General features: G+C 64.1%; 16 protein-coding genes. 7 read left to right on the top strand and 9 right to left on the bottom strand.

All coding sequences use genetic code 11. From position 1 onward, the window contains the following. Positions 1-149: 149 nt before the first annotated feature. Both ACS13N_RS15045 and ACS13N_RS15040 read right to left on the bottom strand, forming a co-directional pair. Positions 150-1,196 (bottom strand): alpha/beta fold hydrolase, encoded by a 1,047-nt coding sequence (locus tag ACS13N_RS15045; protein ID WP_438932373.1) that lies wholly within the window; start codon positions 1,194-1,196, stop codon positions 150-152. Between the two features lie 36 nt (positions 1,197-1,232). After that, entirely contained in the window at positions 1,233-2,162 is a 930-nt protein-coding gene (locus ACS13N_RS15040; RefSeq protein ID WP_438932372.1) for a DMT family transporter, read from the bottom strand. 129 nt (positions 2,163-2,291) lie between these two features. On the opposite strand from ACS13N_RS15040, the gene dapC reads away from it, so the two are divergent. From dapC to prmB, 7 genes are read left to right on the top strand one after another with little or no spacing between them, the layout of a single operon-like run. Next, complete coding sequence (gene dapC, locus ACS13N_RS15035; RefSeq protein ID WP_438932371.1) at positions 2,292-3,491, top strand: succinyldiaminopimelate transaminase; 1,200 nt, start codon at positions 2,292-2,294, stop codon at positions 3,489-3,491. A gap of 41 nt (positions 3,492-3,532) precedes the next feature. Continuing rightward, on the top strand, positions 3,533-4,360 hold the full coding sequence (gene dapD, locus ACS13N_RS15030; protein WP_021194364.1) for a 2,3,4,5-tetrahydropyridine-2,6-dicarboxylate N-succinyltransferase: 828 nt from the start codon (positions 3,533-3,535) through the stop codon (positions 4,358-4,360). Between the two features lie 59 nt (positions 4,361-4,419). Beyond that, complete coding sequence (locus ACS13N_RS15025) at positions 4,420-4,815, top strand: hypothetical protein (RefSeq protein WP_438932370.1); 396 nt, start codon at positions 4,420-4,422, stop codon at positions 4,813-4,815. Positions 4,816-4,829: 14 nt separating this feature from the next. Further along, complete coding sequence (locus tag ACS13N_RS15020) at positions 4,830-5,174, top strand: arsenate reductase (RefSeq protein ID WP_438932369.1); 345 nt, start codon at positions 4,830-4,832, stop codon at positions 5,172-5,174. 25 nt (positions 5,175-5,199) lie between these two features. Next, on the top strand, positions 5,200-6,351 hold the full coding sequence (gene dapE / locus ACS13N_RS15015) for a succinyl-diaminopimelate desuccinylase (RefSeq protein ID WP_438932368.1): 1,152 nt from the start codon (positions 5,200-5,202) through the stop codon (positions 6,349-6,351). Further along, positions 6,351-6,869, top strand: coding sequence for a class IV adenylate cyclase (locus tag ACS13N_RS15010; RefSeq protein WP_438932367.1), 519 nt, complete (start codon positions 6,351-6,353; stop codon positions 6,867-6,869). Before dapE ends, ACS13N_RS15010 begins: the two co-directional genes overlap by 1 nt. Before the next feature lie 7 nt (positions 6,870-6,876). Next, positions 6,877-7,779, top strand: coding sequence for a 50S ribosomal protein L3 N(5)-glutamine methyltransferase (gene prmB / locus ACS13N_RS15005; protein ID WP_438932366.1), 903 nt, complete (start codon positions 6,877-6,879; stop codon positions 7,777-7,779). 303 nt (positions 7,780-8,082) lie between these two features. Here the strand turns inward: prmB and ACS13N_RS15000 are convergent, their stop codons facing one another. The 7 genes from ACS13N_RS15000 to ACS13N_RS14970 all read right to left on the bottom strand — a co-directional run bounded on the left by ACS13N_RS15000 (position 8,083) and on the right by ACS13N_RS14970 (position 16,000). Next, on the bottom strand, positions 8,083-8,436 hold the full coding sequence (locus ACS13N_RS15000; RefSeq protein ID WP_438932365.1) for a chitin-binding domain-containing protein: 354 nt from the start codon (positions 8,434-8,436) through the stop codon (positions 8,083-8,085). Positions 8,437-8,777: 341 nt separating this feature from the next. Then, a complete protein-coding gene (locus tag ACS13N_RS14995) occupies positions 8,778-9,593 on the bottom strand; it encodes a M55 family metallopeptidase (RefSeq protein ID WP_438932364.1) in 816 nt (271 codons plus the stop codon). 4 nt (positions 9,594-9,597) lie between these two features. After that, complete coding sequence (locus tag ACS13N_RS14990) at positions 9,598-10,623, bottom strand: DmpA family aminopeptidase (RefSeq protein ID WP_438932363.1); 1,026 nt, start codon at positions 10,621-10,623, stop codon at positions 9,598-9,600. 1 nt (position 10,624) lies between these two features. Then, entirely contained in the window at positions 10,625-11,524 is a 900-nt protein-coding gene (gene gsiD / locus ACS13N_RS14985) for a glutathione ABC transporter permease GsiD (protein ID WP_438932362.1), read from the bottom strand. Between the two features lie 10 nt (positions 11,525-11,534). Further along, a complete protein-coding gene (gene gsiC, locus ACS13N_RS14980; RefSeq protein WP_438932864.1) occupies positions 11,535-12,458 on the bottom strand; it encodes a glutathione ABC transporter permease GsiC in 924 nt (307 codons plus the stop codon). Between the two features lie 69 nt (positions 12,459-12,527). Beyond that, positions 12,528-14,081: a glutathione ABC transporter substrate-binding protein GsiB gene (gene gsiB / locus ACS13N_RS14975; protein ID WP_438932361.1), complete on the bottom strand. Its 1,554-nt coding sequence runs from the start codon at positions 14,079-14,081 to the stop codon at positions 12,528-12,530. A gap of 38 nt (positions 14,082-14,119) precedes the next feature. After that, positions 14,120-16,000 (bottom strand): dipeptide ABC transporter ATP-binding protein, encoded by a 1,881-nt coding sequence (locus ACS13N_RS14970; protein WP_438932360.1) that lies wholly within the window; start codon positions 15,998-16,000, stop codon positions 14,120-14,122. Positions 16,001-16,020: the final 20 nt, after the last annotated feature.

Below are 16,020 nucleotides of genomic sequence, written 5' to 3'. Positions count from 1 at the left end.
CACACCCCAGGGGCGCGGATGGCGTCATCATACCATTCGCGCCCTGGGCTCCCGCCAATCAAATCGCTACAAAAATGGACGAAATTTGCAGCAACGGAAGGTAAATTGCTGCGGATTTGTCAGCAGTTTCACCTTCCTGACAAATGGCGTCAGTCCGGGCGACGGGTGCGTGAACGTTCCGGGGTGGCCAGCCAATCCAGTAACGCTTTGTGCAGCGCATCAGGATCCTGGATTTGTGGCGCATGACCCGCATCCGGAAATTCGACCAGCGTCGCGCGGGGAATGGCCTTGGCCGTGGCCCGGCCAAGCTCCGGATAGTCGCCCAGACGCGCACGCAACTCCGGTGGCGCGGTGTCCTTGCCGATGGCGGTGGTGTCTTTCTGACCGATGAGCAGCAGCGTCCACGGGCGCAGTTGGCCGAATTCATAGACAACGGGCTGCGTGTAGATCATGTCGTACAGCAGCGCCGAATTCCACGCCACCAAGTCCCGTCCCGGGCCGCGATACATGCCCGCCAGCATCTGCACCCAGGGTTCGTATTCCGCGCGCCATTGGCCGGCGTAATACGTGGATTGCTCGTACGCGCGGATGCGGTCTGCGGTCGTCTGCTTCTCGCGGGCGAACCATTGGTCGACCGTCATCGACGGCACGCCCTTGGTCTTCCAGTCTTCCAGGCCGATCGGGTTGATCATCACCAGCCGCGACACTTCGGTCGGATACATCAGCGCATAGCGCGTGGCCAGCATGCCGCCCGTCGAATGGCCGATCACGATGGCCTGCTGGATACCGAGCGAGGCCAGCAGCGCATGCGTGTTATTGGCCAATTGCTGGAAAGTGTACTGATACGCACGTGGCTTACTGGATTTACAGAAGCCGATCTGGTCCGGCGCGATCACGCGGTAGCCGGCACCGGTCAGTGCCTGGATCGTGCCCTCCCACGTGGCCGCGCAGAAATTCTTGCCGTGCAGCAGCACCGCCACCTGGCCGTTGGACTGCTTGGGCGCGACATCCAGGTACGCCATTTCCAGCGCACTGCCCTGGGATTCAAACTTGAAGAGCTTGACCGGCGCTGGGTAGTCAAAGCCTTCCAGCCGGGGGCCATAGGCGGGGCCGCTTTCAGCCGGTGCGGCTTGGGCAACAGCGCCGGCCATCGACAACGCAATCGTCAACGCTATGGAAATCGAACGAAGCAACATCAACGCACTCCTTGATGGATTCGTAAAACGCCAGCGCTACTTGCGCCGCGACAGGCCCGACAGCGCGCCCGCCAGGATGATGCACGCGCCGCCCACCATTTCTTGCGGGGATAGCCGCTCTGACGTCAGCAGCGCCGACGACACAGCCGCCACCACGATCTCGAACAACATCAGCAGCGCGGCGCGATTGGCCGGCAAGCGTTGCAGGCCGCGCTGCACCATCGCATTACCGCCCACGAGCACGCACGCCATACCGAGCAGCAGCATCCACGTGTTGGGTTGCGCGATGGCTGCGGGAACCGCGTGCACACCATCGAGCAGAATCGCCGCCGGCAGCCCCACCAGGGCACAACCCGTAAAGACGACCACGGTGCGCATTTCCGGTCGCATGGTCGGGTGACGCTGCCCGGCCAGGCGCGAAAGCACGTTGTTGCACGCGAAAGCCAGGCCGGCTATCAACCCCGCCCATTCCGCCGCTGAACCCGGCCACGGCGTACCGGCCTGCCCGGACCACAGCATCAGCATGGCACCCGACAAGGCCAATGCGAGCAAAACGCCCCCGCGCAGCCCCAGGCGCTCATGCAGCCAGAAGCGCGCCAACAGCGCCGTCCACACCGGCGTGAGATAGAACAGCAGCAGCACACGCATGACCGTGCCGTGCACCGTACCCCAGACAAAACCGGCGTTGGTGATGCCTGCCGCCAGCCCCAACGCCGGGATCAGCCAGGACCATTGGAAAGTGGGAAAGTGCCGCCGCAGCACCACGGCTGCGATCACGCCGGCCACGGCGCCCGTCACCGACGAGGCCAGCATGCTGCCCAGCCCCCAGCCGGCCAGCAAGCGGTACGGGTACCAGGAAATCCCCCAGACTGAGGCGCCCACAAGGATGAACAGTGCCGCCGACCATTGCGGCTCGTGATGGGTGGCGCCGTCTGCTGAGGGCGCCGAAGAAGCAATCGTTGTCATGAATCCAATAAAAAACGGCGGAAAACCGCCGCTTCCAGCAATGTCTTGGCGTGGCCAACACACGTTGGCCGTATAATTTCGGGCTCCGCCCGCAAGCACCGAGCTTGCCCACCTAACCCGCCCAGCACCGTGAATCCGCGCCTGTCCGCCCTGCAGCCGTATCCGTTCGAGAAACTGAAAGCGCTCGTCAAGGACGTGACGCCCAGCGCCGCTCATGCGCCGATCAGCTTCGGCATCGGTGAGCCCAAACACCCGACGCCTGCACTGGTGAAAGATGCGCTGGTCGCCGCGCTCGGCGGGCTGGCGAATTATCCCACGACGCTCGGCTCGGATGCACTGCGACAGTGCATCGCCGGCTGGCTGGAGCGCCGCTATGGCTTGCCGAAGGTCGATCCGGCCACCGAGGTCATCCCGGTAAACGGCTCGCGCGAGGCGCTGTTCTCGTTCGCCCAGACCGTAATCGACGGCAGCAAGCCCGGCGCCCGCGTGCTGTGCCCCAACCCGTTCTATCAGATCTACGAAGGCTCAGCGCTGCTGGCCGGCGCGACACCGTTGTTCGCCAACAGCAATCCGGCGCGCAATTACGCACCCGATTTCGATTCGATCACGCCGGAAGAATGGCGCAACGTGCAGCTCGTCTTCGTGTGCAGCCCGGGCAACCCGACTGGCGCCGTGCTCACGATCGAAGACTGGAAGCAGCTCTTCGCGCTGTCGGACGAATACGGCTTCATCATCGCGTCGGACGAGTGCTATTCCGAAATCTATTTCGACGAGGCCAACCCACCGCTGGGTGCGCTGCAGGCCGCCCACCAGTTGGGCCGCGGTTTTGAACGTCTGGTGATGTTCTCCAGCCTGTCCAAGCGCTCCAACGTGCCGGGCATGCGCTCGGGCTTCGTGGCGGGTGATGCCAAGCTGCTCAAGGCTTACCTGCTGTATCGCACGTATCACGGCAGCGCGATGAGCCCGTCGGTGCAATCCGCTAGCATCGCTGCGTGGAACGACGAGACCCATGTGCGCGACAACCGCGCGCAGTACGTCAAGAAATTCCAGCAGGTCACGCCGATGCTGGCCGAAGTGCTGGACGTGGCCCTGCCCGACGCAGCCTTCTACCTGTGGGCCAACGTCAAACGCACGGGCCTGTCGGACACCGAATTCGCACGCCAACTGCTGGCCGCCAAGAACGTCGCCGTGCTGCCGGGCAGCTACCTCGCCCGCGAGGCGCATGGCACGAACCCGGGCCAGGACTACGTGCGCATCGCCCTGGTGGCCGGCGTGGACGAATGCCTGGAAGGCGCGCGCCGCATTGTCGAGTTCTGCCAGCAACGCTGATCCCCTACCCTTTTTTGAATCTCTCCTAGAGCCAACAAGCCATGACGCAACAACTGCAATCCCTGATCGATCAAGCGTGGGAAGACCGCGCCAACCTGTCGCCCAAGGCCGCGCCGGCCGATGTCCGTGAAGCGGTGGCCAACGTGATCGGCCAGCTCGACAAGGGCGCGCTGCGCGTGGCCGAGAAGAAGGACGGCGAGTGGATCGTCAACCAGTGGATCAAGAAGGCTGTGCTGCTGTCGTTCCGCCTGGAAGACAATGCGCCGATGGCCGCTGGCGGCTTCACGCAGTTCTACGACAAGGTGCCGAGCAAGTTCGCCAACTACACGGCGGAAGACTTCGCCGCTGGCGGCTTCCGAGTGGTGCCGCCGGCCGTGGCACGCCGCGGTTCGTTCATCGCCAAGAACGCCGTGCTGATGCCGTCGTACGTGAACATCGGCGCCTATGTGGATGAAGGCACGATGGTCGACACGTGGGCCACCGTCGGCTCGTGCGCGCAGATCGGCAAGAACGTCCACCTGTCGGGCGGCGTGGGCATTGGCGGCGTGCTGGAACCGCTGCAGGCCAACCCGGTCATCATCGAAGACAACTGCTTCATCGGCGCGCGTTCGGAAGTGGTGGAAGGCGTGATCGTGGAAGAGAACTCGGTGATCTCGATGGGCGTGTACCTGGGCCAGTCGACCAAGATCTACGACCGCGAAACCGGTGAAGTCAGCTACGGCCGCATCCCGGCGGGCTCGGTGGTGGTGGCGGGCAACCTGCCGTCGAAGGACGGCACGCACAGCCTGTACTGCGCTGTGATCGTCAAGAAGGTCGACGCCAAGACGCGCGCCAAGGTTGGTCTGAACGAGCTGCTCCGTGGCGACTAAGTAGGAACGGTGGGCGTGTCGTGTAGTCTCATCGGCACGCCAACCAACCTGAACGCAGCATGTCTGGAAAACTCGACAAACTGCGCCAACGCATCATGGGTCTTGATCCAAACACCATCGGTACCGTCTTGTCCTTGCTGCCCACCATCCTGGAGCAGGCCAACAAGACCATCGACAAGTTCAAGAACCGCAAGAAGGCCGGGACCGAACCCGCTCGTGCGGACGGTGCCGCGCCCGACCCGAATACCCGGATTGCCGAGCTGGAAGCGGCGATCCTGCAGCAGGCCGAATCCGTCAAGCTGCTGGCCGAGCAACACGCCATCACCATCGATGCCCTGCGCGATGAAGCCGCGCGGCTCGAACGCCGTCTCAAGCGCATGACGTGGCTGGCGTCCATCGGTTTTGCGCTGGCAATCGCTGCACTCGTCATCGCACAGCAAGCCTCCCGACACTGATCTCGAATCCCACCATGACGACCCTGCACGGCATTCCCAATTGCGACACCGTGAAGAAAGCCCGCACGTGGCTCGAATCGAACGGCGTTGCCTACACCTTCCACGATTTCAAGAAACAGGGCGTGAGCGCCGACATGCTGGCCGGCTGGCTCAAGCACGTGCCGCTCACGATGCTGCTCAACCGCAAGGGCACCACGTGGCGCGCGCTGTCGGATGCTGACAAAGCGCGTGCCGAAGACGAGGCTGGCGCCATCGAACTGATGCAGGCCAACCCGTCGCTCATCAAGCGGCCGGTGCTGGTGCACGGCAAGAGCGTCAACGTCGGTTTCTCAGCGGACCAGTACGCCACCCTGTTCTAACAATAACGACAACACCGCCACTGTCATGCAGCCCACGCTTGCCCTCACTGAAGACCTGATCCGCCGCCGCTCCGTCACGCCCGAAGACAAGGGCTGCCAGGACGTGCTGATCGAACGCCTGACCGCTGCCGGCTTCGAATGCGAAACCGTGGTCAGCGGCCCGGACCACTTTCGCGTGACCAACCTGTGGGCTGTCAAGCGCGGTACCGCAGGCACCGCAGGCAAGCTGCTTGTGTTCGCGGGTCACACCGATGTGGTGCCCACCGGCCCCGTCGAACAATGGCACTCCGATCCGTTCGAGCCCACGCACCGCGACGGCAAGCTCTACGCGCGCGGCGCGGCAGACATGAAGACGTCCATCGCCGGCTTCGTGGTCGCCTCAGAAGAATTCGTTGCCAAGCACCCGGACCATGCTGGCTCGATCGGCTTCCTGATCACCAGCGACGAAGAAGGCCCGGCGCACGACGGTACCGTCAAGGTGTGCGAGCTGCTGCGCGCACGCGGCGAGCGCTTGGATTACTGCGTGGTGGGTGAACCGACCTCGGTGTCCACACTCGGCGACATGGTCAAGAACGGGCGACGCGGCTCGCTGTCGGGCAAGCTCACAGTCAACGGCGTGCAAGGCCACATCGCCTATCCGCATCTGGCCAAAAACCCGATCCACCTGGCCGCCCCGGCACTGGCTGAACTCGCTGCCGCCACCTGGGACGACGGCAACGAATATTTCCCGCCGACCACGTGGCAGATGTCAAACATCCACGGCGGCACGGGCGCGACCAACGTGATCCCGGGCCACGTGACGATCGACTTCAACTTCCGCTTCTCCACGGCTAGCACGCCGGACGGCCTGAAAGCCCGCGTGCACAGCATCCTCGATGCGCACGGCCTCGACTACAAGCTCGACTGGACGCTGGGCGGCGAGCCCTTCCTGACCGAGCGCGGCGAGCTGTCCGAAGCGCTCGCCTCCGCCATCCAGGCCGAATGCGGCGTGACCACCGAGCTGTCGACCACGGGCGGCACGTCGGACGGCCGCTTCATCGCCAAGATCTGCCCGCAGGTGATCGAATTCGGCCCGCCGAACGCGAGCATCCACAAGATCGACGAGCACGTGGAGGTAGCCTTCATCGAGCCGCTGAAGAACGTGTATCGCCGCGTGTTGGAAACGTTGATTGCCTGATGGCACGCAACGTCGAGATCAAGGCGCGTGTACGCGATGTGGCAGCGCTGCTGGAACGCGCTGCCGCCATCGCCGATTCGGGCCCCGAGCGCATTGATCAGGACGACACGTTTTTCGCCTGCGCGAACGGGCGCCTGAAGCTGCGGCAGTTCTCGCCCGAGCGTGGCGAGCTGATCCACTACTTCCGCGCCAACAGCACCGGCCCGCGCGTGTCCAGCTACAACATCGTGCCGACCACCGCGCCCGATGCGCTGCGCGACACGCTGGCTGCCGCCATCGGCACCGCCGGCCGCGTCATCAAGGTGCGTCAGTTGTATCTGGCCGGCCAGACGCGCATTCACGTGGATGCCGTGAAAGACCTCGGCGATTTCGTCGAACTCGAAGTCGTACTGCGCGATGACCAATCCGAAGACGACGGCGCGAAGATTGCCCACGCCCTGATGCACTCCCTCGGCATTGCCGAGTCCGACCTGCTCGACGTTGCCTACGTTGACCTGCTCGCCGCCAAACAAAACTGAGCCGAACATGACCGCCCACACCCTCCCCGCCTCTCATCCGTTCACCACGGTGCGCGACCTGCTGCGCTACGCCGTGTCGCGCTTCACGGCTGCCGGCCTCGTCTTCGGCCACGGCAGCGAGAACGCCTACGACGAAGCCGCCTACCTGCTCCTGCACACGCTGCATCTGCCGATCGACACGCTGGAGCCGTTCATGGACGCGCGTCTGCTGCCCGAGGAAGTGGCCGCCGTGCTGAAGGTGATCGAGCGCCGCGCCGTCGACCGTGTGCCCGCCGCCTACATCACGCACGAGGCGTTCATGCACGGCATGCGCTTCTACGTGGACGAACGCGTGATCGTGCCGCGCAGCTTCATCGGCGAATTGCTGGAAGACGGCCTGGAGCCGTGGCTCGACCAGGAAGACGGCCCGACCGATGTGCTGGAGCTGTGCACCGGCTCCGGCTGCCTGTCGATCCTGGCGGCGCTGCAATGGCCCAACGCAACGATCGATGCGGTGGATCTGTCGCCGGACGCCTTGGTGGTCGCCAATCGCAACGTCGACGATTACAAGCTGGAAGACCGCATCCGCCTGCACGAAGGCGACCTGTATGCGCCGCTGCCGCCGGGCGTGCACTACGACGTGATCCTGACCAACCCGCCGTACGTGAACGAAACGTCGATGCAGGCGCTGCCGCCCGAGTACCGTGCCGAGCCGCACATGGCCCTGGCCGGCGGCAACGACGGCATGGACATCGTGCGCCGCATCCTGGCTGACGCACCGCGCCACCTCAAACCGCACGGCGTGCTGGTGGTGGAGATTGGCAACGAGCGCGAGAACGTCGAGGCGGCGTTCCCGGATCTCGACCTGATTTGGCTGCCGACCAGCGCTGGTGAAGACCAGGTGTTCCTGATCACGCGCGAAGCGCTGTAAGCGCACGGCGTTCCGAACGCGACATTTCACGTTCGGAACCCGCCGTTTGAGGTTCACCAACACGAAACGCCGGGCTCAAAGCTCGGCGTTTCGCGTTCCAGACGCCGTGGTTGAGGTTCCGAACCTGGCGCATCGCGTTTTGAACCTCGAGGGGACGGAGTCCGGAACCCCGTATTCCCAGTTCAGCACGTGGTGATTGCTGTTCGGAACCTCATACGCCGCGCTTGGAACTCCGCGTTTGACGTTCAAAACGCGGCGCATGGGGTGCAACACTCGGACAAGGCGGCTATCGCTGCCATGGCGTCACGATTTCACTTCATCACATGCGTCTTTCACGACGCAGATGGAAAAGCGCTTATCGAATACCTGGCCGCTTGGGCAGTGGTCGAAGACGGCTTGCGACTGGGCATCGCAGGTGGCGTAGGCGGTGGTGCAGTTGGTGCGCACGGGTTGCTTGGGGCCGCGGTTCGTGCCGTCGTCGATCATAAAGCGGGCGGATGGCGACGGGCATTTGAAGTCGGCGGTGGCTTTGGCTAGTGCTGCAGCGGCCTGTTCGGCTTTGCTTGTGTGCGGTGTCGGTGGGCTGGATGGGCGGCGGTCGCAGGCCGTCAGTGCTAGCGCACACAGCAGCATGCCGAGTGTGAGTGCGCGGGTCATGGGGTACTCCTTCGGGGTTGGTTATCCGAAGTTTACGCTGCGCCGGTGGGTGTGCAATATGGTGGTGGTCCATCCCTATTTCGTCCCCTGCCGGGGCCGACTTACTTTCTTTGTCTTGCCAAAGAAAGGTAAGCAAAGAAAGGCGCGCCCGAGATGGCGAAAGATTCCTTGAATTTTCGTAACCGGGCGGAGGCGGGGAAAACTCGCTGCGCTCAGACAGTTCCCCCGTCTTTTTTCCGCCCGCTTACACAAATTCAAGGCGCCATCTAGGGCAGGTACGGCCAAACCGTCTGGGCGCGGACGTTAGCGCTAGGGCGCGCTCTCGCAGGGCGTCGCGTTGCTCAGCGCAGCATCGCCGACATGGCCGACAGGCTGTTGAGCATGCGCACGGCGTGTTCGACCGAATCGGCTGCGAAACGCAGCATCGTTCCATCCATGCGTTCCAGCGCGGGCCACTGGCAGAACAGGTCGGCCAATGCGGGCGTTTGCGTTTGCAGGCGGCACACGATGGGCGCCTGGATGCGCAGCGGCACGCTGAAGTGCCCGCGCTGCACCGTTGCCTTCACCGCGGCATAGATCGCATCGCACGATTGTTCAGGTGAGAGCGATGTCCCTGCGCTCTGCCCTTCTGCCTGCTTGGTTTCCACAAACGTGGTGTGCGGGAGCAACGGTTTGGTCTCTTTGATGAAGACGTCGTCGCCGCTGGCCACGGCTACGGGCACGCCGCGTTCGCCGGCGAGGGCGCCGTAGAGACCAGCCTCGCCCAGCTCCTGCTCGTTGAACCAGACGCGCGCAAACGCGAAGCTATTGATGGTGTGCGCGAGCACGCCACGGCTGCCAGCGCGGGCGTGGTAGCCGATCATGCAGACGGCGTCGCAGCCGTCGATGCCGGCCATCATGCTCAGGTAGCGTGGTTTGCCAAGGACGAAGCGCGCGCGGCGATCGATCGAATCGGGGATGAGGTTGCGGAAGCCGCCATGCGAATCGTTGACGAGCACGTCCGTGGCGCCGCCGTCGAAGGCACCTCGCACAGCAGCGTCGGCTTCGGCGGTCATCCAGCGGCGGGCGCGTTCGTATTCGCCGTTGCCGGCGCGCGTCTGCTCGGGGTGGAACACATTGGCCACGCCTTCGATGTCGGCGGAAATCAGAATGCGCATGAGGTCAGAGTAAGTCGGTCAGGGCGCGGCGTGTGTGGCCATCTCGGCCAGTCACGGCGGTTGCGTGAAAGAGCGCATGCACGATGGCTTGCTCCACGCTGTCGGCGGCGGCCTGGAACAGCGGGTCGAGATGCGATTCGTGCGTCATGGCGATGGCCGGCATGGCGCGCGTGCCTTGGTGCGGCACGGTGTAGGCGGTGGAGAACGCCAGCGCAATGTCGCCGCTGCCATGGCCGAAGACGGAGCCCGTGCGTGCAAGGCCAGCGCCTGCGCGCAGAGCAAGGCGACCCAACTGGCGCGCATCAAGCGGCGCGTCGGTGGCCAGCAGCATGATGATCGAGCCCTTTTCTGGGCCGGACTCGGCAGCAGCCAGCGCCTTCGCCAGCTCAGTGCCAACATGTTTCCCCGCCAGCGTCAGGTTTTCCGTCACGCCAAAGTTGGACAGCACCAGCGCGCCGACCGTGCGTTGCGTGCCGTCCGCCAGCGTCACCACACGCGAGGCGGAGCCGATGCCACCCTTCACGCCGAACGACGACATCCCCCGCCCTGCGCCGACTGCGCCCTGCTCGAACGTTTCGCTTGCAGCAGCGTAGGCCGCGTCGTAATGCACGTCATGAACGGCAAACGCCTGCAGGTCGTTCAGGTAGCCGTCATTGCATTCGAAGACGAGCGGATTGACGGTGGACCACGCACGGCCGATCTGCGGATTTGCCGCCACGGCCTGACGGATCTGTGCCTGCGCCACAGCGCCCACGGCGAATGTGTTGGTCAGCGCAATCGGCGTCTCCAGCACACCCAGCTCTTCCACTTGCACCAGGCCGATGCTCTTGCCGAAGCCGTTGATCACTGCGCAGGCTGCCGGCACCTTGTCGACGAACGGGTCACCGGCATGCGGGCGCACCACGGTCACACCCGTTTGGACGTCGCCGCCGGCAAGCGTGGCGTGGCCGACGGTTACGCCGGCAACATCGGTGATGCTGTTGCGTGACCCCGCCGGCAGTGCGCCGATGTTGGGAAGACTGACAGGCATATCAACGGCGATCGATCTTCGGGTCCAGCGCGTCGCGCAGGCCGTCGCCCAGCAGGTTGAATGCCAGCACGGTCAGGAAGATCGCCAGGCTCGGGAAGATCGCCACGTGCGGTGCCGTCACCATGTCGGCGCGGGCTTCGTTGAGCATCGCGCCCCACTCCGGCGTGGGCGGCTGTGCGCCGAGGCCCAGAAACGAGAGGCTGGCGGCGGTGATGATCGACGTGCCGATCCGCATCGAGAAATACACGACGATGGACGAGATCGTGCCCGGCAGGATGTGCCGCATGATGATCGTCCAATCCGATGCGCCGATGCTGCGCGCAGCCTCCACATACGTCAGGTGCTTGAGCATGAGCGTATTGCCGCGCACCAGTCGCGCAAACGCCGGGATGCTGAACACCGCCACGGCAAAGATCACGTTGACCATGCCGTTGCCCAGGATGGCCACGATGCCGATCGCCAGCAGAATGCCGGGGAAGGCGAACAGCACGTCGGAGATGCGCATGACGATGCGGTCCCACCAGCCTTCGTAGTAGCCGGCCAGCAGGCCGAGTACGGTGCCGATGATCGCGCCGATGATGACCGACACGAAGCCCGCTTCCAGCGAGATGCGCGTGCCCATCAGGATGCGGCTGAAGATGTCGCGGCCGAGCGAGTCGACGCCAAACCAGTGCTGCGCCGATGGGCCAGCGTTGAGCGCGTCGTAATCGAAATAGTTTTCCGCATCGAACGGCACGATGTGCGGCGCAAGAATCGCGATCAGCACCAACGCGATCACGAACACACCGGCGCCCATCGCCAGATGCTGCTTGCGGAACTTGCGCCAGAACTCCGTCCACGGGGTGCGGACGGGTTCGGTGGTGGCTTGTGCGGCGATGGCCGGATTGGATGCCTGCGTCATGGTGGCCCCCTTACTTCTTGTAGCGGATGGTCGGGTTGATCACGGTGTACAGCATGTCCACCACCAGGTTGATCAGGATGAACTCCAGCGAGAACAGCAGCACCTCGGCCTGGATGACCGGGTAGTCGCGCATCTCCACCGCATCCACCAGCAGGCGCCCGAGGCCCGGCCAGTTGAACACCTTCTCCACCACGATCGAGCCGCCCAGCAGGAAGCCGAACTGCAGGCCCATCATGGTCACCACCGGAATCATCGCGTTGCGCAGGCAATGCTTGATGACCACCACCGTTTCACGCACGCCTTTGGCACGGGCGGTGCGCACAAAATCTTCCTGCAGCACTTCCACAAACGATGCGCGGGTGAAGCGCGCCATCACGGCGGCCACCGCGGCGCCCAGTGTGAGCGACGGCAGGACGTAGTGCTTCCAGGTATCCGCCCCGATGGACGGCAGCCAGCCGAGTTGCACGGAGAACACTTCCATCAGCAGCATGCCCAGCGCGAATGCCGGGAATGAGATGCCCGACACGGCCAGCGTCATGCCCAGGCGGTCGGGCCACTTGTTGCGCCACACGGCGGACGTGATGCCGATCACCATGCCTAACACCACCGCCCACACCATGCTGGCAATCGTCAGATTGAGCGTGGGCCAGAAGCGTTCGCCAATCTCTTCGCTCACCGGGCGCTTGGTGCGGATCGAATTGCCGAACTCACCGCGCACGGCATTGGTGAAGAAGTGCACGAACTGCTCGTGCATCGGCTTATCCAGCCCCAGGTCGCGGCGCACCAGGTCGACGGTCGCTTCGTCGGCATCGGCGCCAGCGGCCAGGCGGGCCGGATCCCCCGGCAGTAGGTGCACGAACATGAACACCAGCAACGCCACGATCAGCAGCGTCGGGATCACGCCCAACACACGTTTTAGGAAGTAATTCAGCATGGCAATCCACCACAGGCGGAAATTCAATGGCCCGCGCACGGACTGCGCGGGCCGGTACTGCATAGAGGCTTACTGCTTGATGTCGATGTCGTCAAAGCTGAACGAACCGTCCGGCGCCACATAGGCACCCGACAGACGCTTCGCACGTGCGTAGACGATCTTCTCCGTCACCAGGAAGGCCCACGGGGCGTCTTCCCAAATGCGCTTCTGCGCGTCGGTGTAGAGCTTGGTCTTCTCGGCGCGGTCGGTGGTACGCAAGGCGCCGGCAATGTCGGCATCCACCTGATCGTTCTTGTAGTACGCCGTGTTCAACTGCTTAGGCGGCATCGATTCGGAAGCCAGCAGCGGACGGATCGCCCAGTCGGATTCACCCGTCGACGACGACCAGCCCGTGTAGTACATGCGCACGCCGGCCTGATCCGGAGTCGGCACGCTCTCAACGCGCTCGACACGCTGGCCGGCTTCCAGTGCCTGCACCTGCGCCTTGATGCCAACTTGCGCCAGTTGCTGCTGCACGAACTGGATGATCTTCTGTGCGGTCGTGTGGTTATAGGCCGACCACAGTTGCGTCTCGAAGCCGTTCGGGTAGCCGGCTTCCTTCAGCAGCTCTTTCGCCTTGGCCGGGTTGTAGGGCCACGGGCCCAGCTTGACGGCATAGTCAACGCCCGGCGGCACCACACCCTCGGACGGCACGGCGTAGCCCGAGAAGGCCACCTTGGTCAGCGCATCCTTGTTGATGGCGTAGTTGATCGCCTGGCGCACCTTCGGGTTGTCGAACGGTTTCACGTGGGTGTTGAACGTGACATAGCGCTGGATGATCGACGGTGCGGCGATCAGGTCCACCTTCGGGCTGCCCTTGAGCACGGCAGCCTGCTCGAACGGAATGCTGAACGCGAAGTCCGCTTCGCCCGTCTGCATGACGGTGGCGCGGGTGTTGTTGTCCACCACCGGCTTCCAGGTGATGGTGTCGATCTTCGGCAGGCCATGCTTCCAGTAGCCGTCAAATTTCTTGCCCTTCAGGTAGTCGGTCTGCTTCCACTCGACGAATTCGAACGGGCCGGTGCCGACCGGGTGGAAGGCGATGTCCTTGCCGTACTTCTTCAGCGCCGTGGGCGAGATCATCGCCGCCGACGGGTGGGCCAGCACGTTGATGAACGGCGAGAACGGCTCCTTGAGCGTCACGCGCGCGGTGTTGGCGTCCACCACCTCGGTCTTGGCCACGCGGTTGAACAGCACGAAGCGCTTGAGCTTGTTGGCGGGGTCCGTCACGCGGTCCAGGTTGGCCTTGACAGCGGTGGCGTCAAACGTGGTGCCGTCGTGGAACTTCACGTCCTTCTTCAGCTTGAACGTATAGACCAGGCCATCCTTGCTGACTTCGTAGCTGTCGCACAGCACATTGACCAGCTTCATGTCCTTGTCGAAGCCGAACAGGCCTTGATAGAACGACTTGGCGGCGCTGAACGACAGCGTGTCGTTGGCGTCGTACGGGTCCATCGTGGTGAAGGTCGAGTAGACCGCCATCACGGCGTCCTTGGCGGCAAAGGCCGGCATGGTGAATGCGGCCAGGGCCAGGCCGCTGGCAACCATGGCTGCACGCGGGGCGAAAGCAAATCGATTGAACATGTCCTTCCTCCTCAAAGAAGTGTTTGACTTCACTACGTTCAGTAAGCGCCGCCAATCGAATGGCGGGCAACAAAGTGGTCTGGCGCCACTTGCACCAACGGCTGCACCACCGGCAGGTCGCCAATGGCACGGATCGGGCTGGGGATTTCGTGCGTGGACAGTTCACGCTTGAGGTGACGGCGCGCCGGGTCTGCAATCGGCACGGCGGACATCAGCTTCTTCGTGTACGGGTGCTGCGGGTTCTCGAAAATCGCGCGGCGCGGGCCGATCTCGACGATCTGCCCCAGGTACATCACCGCCACGCGGTGGCTGATGCGCTCCACCACTGCCATGTCGTGCGAGATGAACAGGAACGCGACGCCAAATTCCTTCTGCAGATCGAGCATCAGGTTGACGATCTGCGCCTGGATGGACACGTCCAGCGCGGACACCGACTCATCGGCAATCACCACCTTCGGGTTCAGTGCCAGCGCGCGCGCAATGCAGATGCGCTGGCGCTGCCCGCCCGAGAACTCGTGCGGATAGCGCGACGCGTGCGCGGGCTGCAGGCCCACCTTGTCGAGCAGCCATTCCACACGTTGCTGCGCCTCTTTGCCGGAGGCCACCTTGTGCACCAGCAGCGGCTCCATGATGGAGTAGCCGACCGGCACGCGCGGGTCCAGCGAGGCGAATGGGTCCTGGAAGATGAACTGGATATTTCGGCGAAGCGTCTGGAGCGCGTGCCCCTTCAGCTCGCCGATGTTCTGGCCGGCAAATTCGATGCTGCCGCTCTGGCTGTCCACCAGACGCAAGAGCGACCGTCCCGTCGTCGACTTGCCGCAGCCCGATTCGCCGACCAGCGCCAGCGTCTCACCAGGGTAGAGATCAAAACTGACCTGCTCCACGGCATGCACCCGGCGCGTGACGCGGCCGAAGATGCCCGTGGGCACGTCAAAGCGCGTGACGAGATCACGCACGCGCAGAATGGGTTGCACATCGTGCGAAGCGGCCGGCTGCGGCGTGGTATCGACCGCAGCGGCAGTCCCGTCCACACGCAACAGGGGAAAACGCGCCGGGCCATCGGTACCTTCCATCGAACCCAGGCGCGGCACGGCCGAGAGCAGCGCACGCGTGTACGGGTGCGCCGGCTGCGCAAACACGGTGGCCGATGGCCCCTCTTCCACGCGGTCGCCCTTGTACATGACGAGCACGCGGTCGGCTACCTCTGCCACCACGCCCATGTCGTGCGTGATGAACACCACCGCCATGTGCAGCTCCTGCTGCAGCGCGCGGATCAGTTGCAGGATTTCGGCCTGGATGGTCACGTCCAGCGCGGTGGTCGGCTCGTCCGCAATCAGCAGCGACGGCTTGCACGACAGCGCCATCGCAATCATCACGCGTTGGCGCATGCCGCCCGACAGCTGATGCGGATAGCGCCCCAGCACGTTGCGCGCCTCAGGAATGCGCACCAGTTCCAGCATGCGCAACGCCTCGGCCTTGGCCTCGCTGGGCGACTTACCCTGATGCAGGCGGATCGACTCGGCAATCTGCTCGCCCACGGTGAAGACCGGGTTGAGCGAGGTCATCGGCTCCTGGAAGATCATCGCGATGTCGGCGCCACGCACGCCGCGCATGGCTGCCTGGCTAGCGTTCGCCAGGTCCAGCAACTCGCCGTTGCGGCGGCGCAGGTGCATCTGGCCGCCAACGATCTTGCCGCCGCCATGCTCCACCAGCCGCATCAGCGCCAGCGACGTGACCGACTTGCCCGAGCCCGATTCGCCCACCACCGCCAGCGTCTCGCCGCGATCAACATGAAACGACAGGTTGCGCACCGCATCGACCACGCGCTCGGACGTGGCAAAGCGCACGCTCAGGTCTTGCACCTGCACGATGCGCTGATCGGGCATCGCAATCGTGGTGGGCTGCTTGGTTGCTGTCACGGTAGCTCTCCTACTTTCCT

The organism is Ralstonia sp. 24A2 (assembly GCF_051783885.1).
GTDB lineage: Bacteria > Pseudomonadota > Gammaproteobacteria > Burkholderiales > Burkholderiaceae > Ralstonia.
Note: the sequence above shows the minus strand (reverse complement) of the source record. Positions and strands in the feature narration are given on the sequence as shown.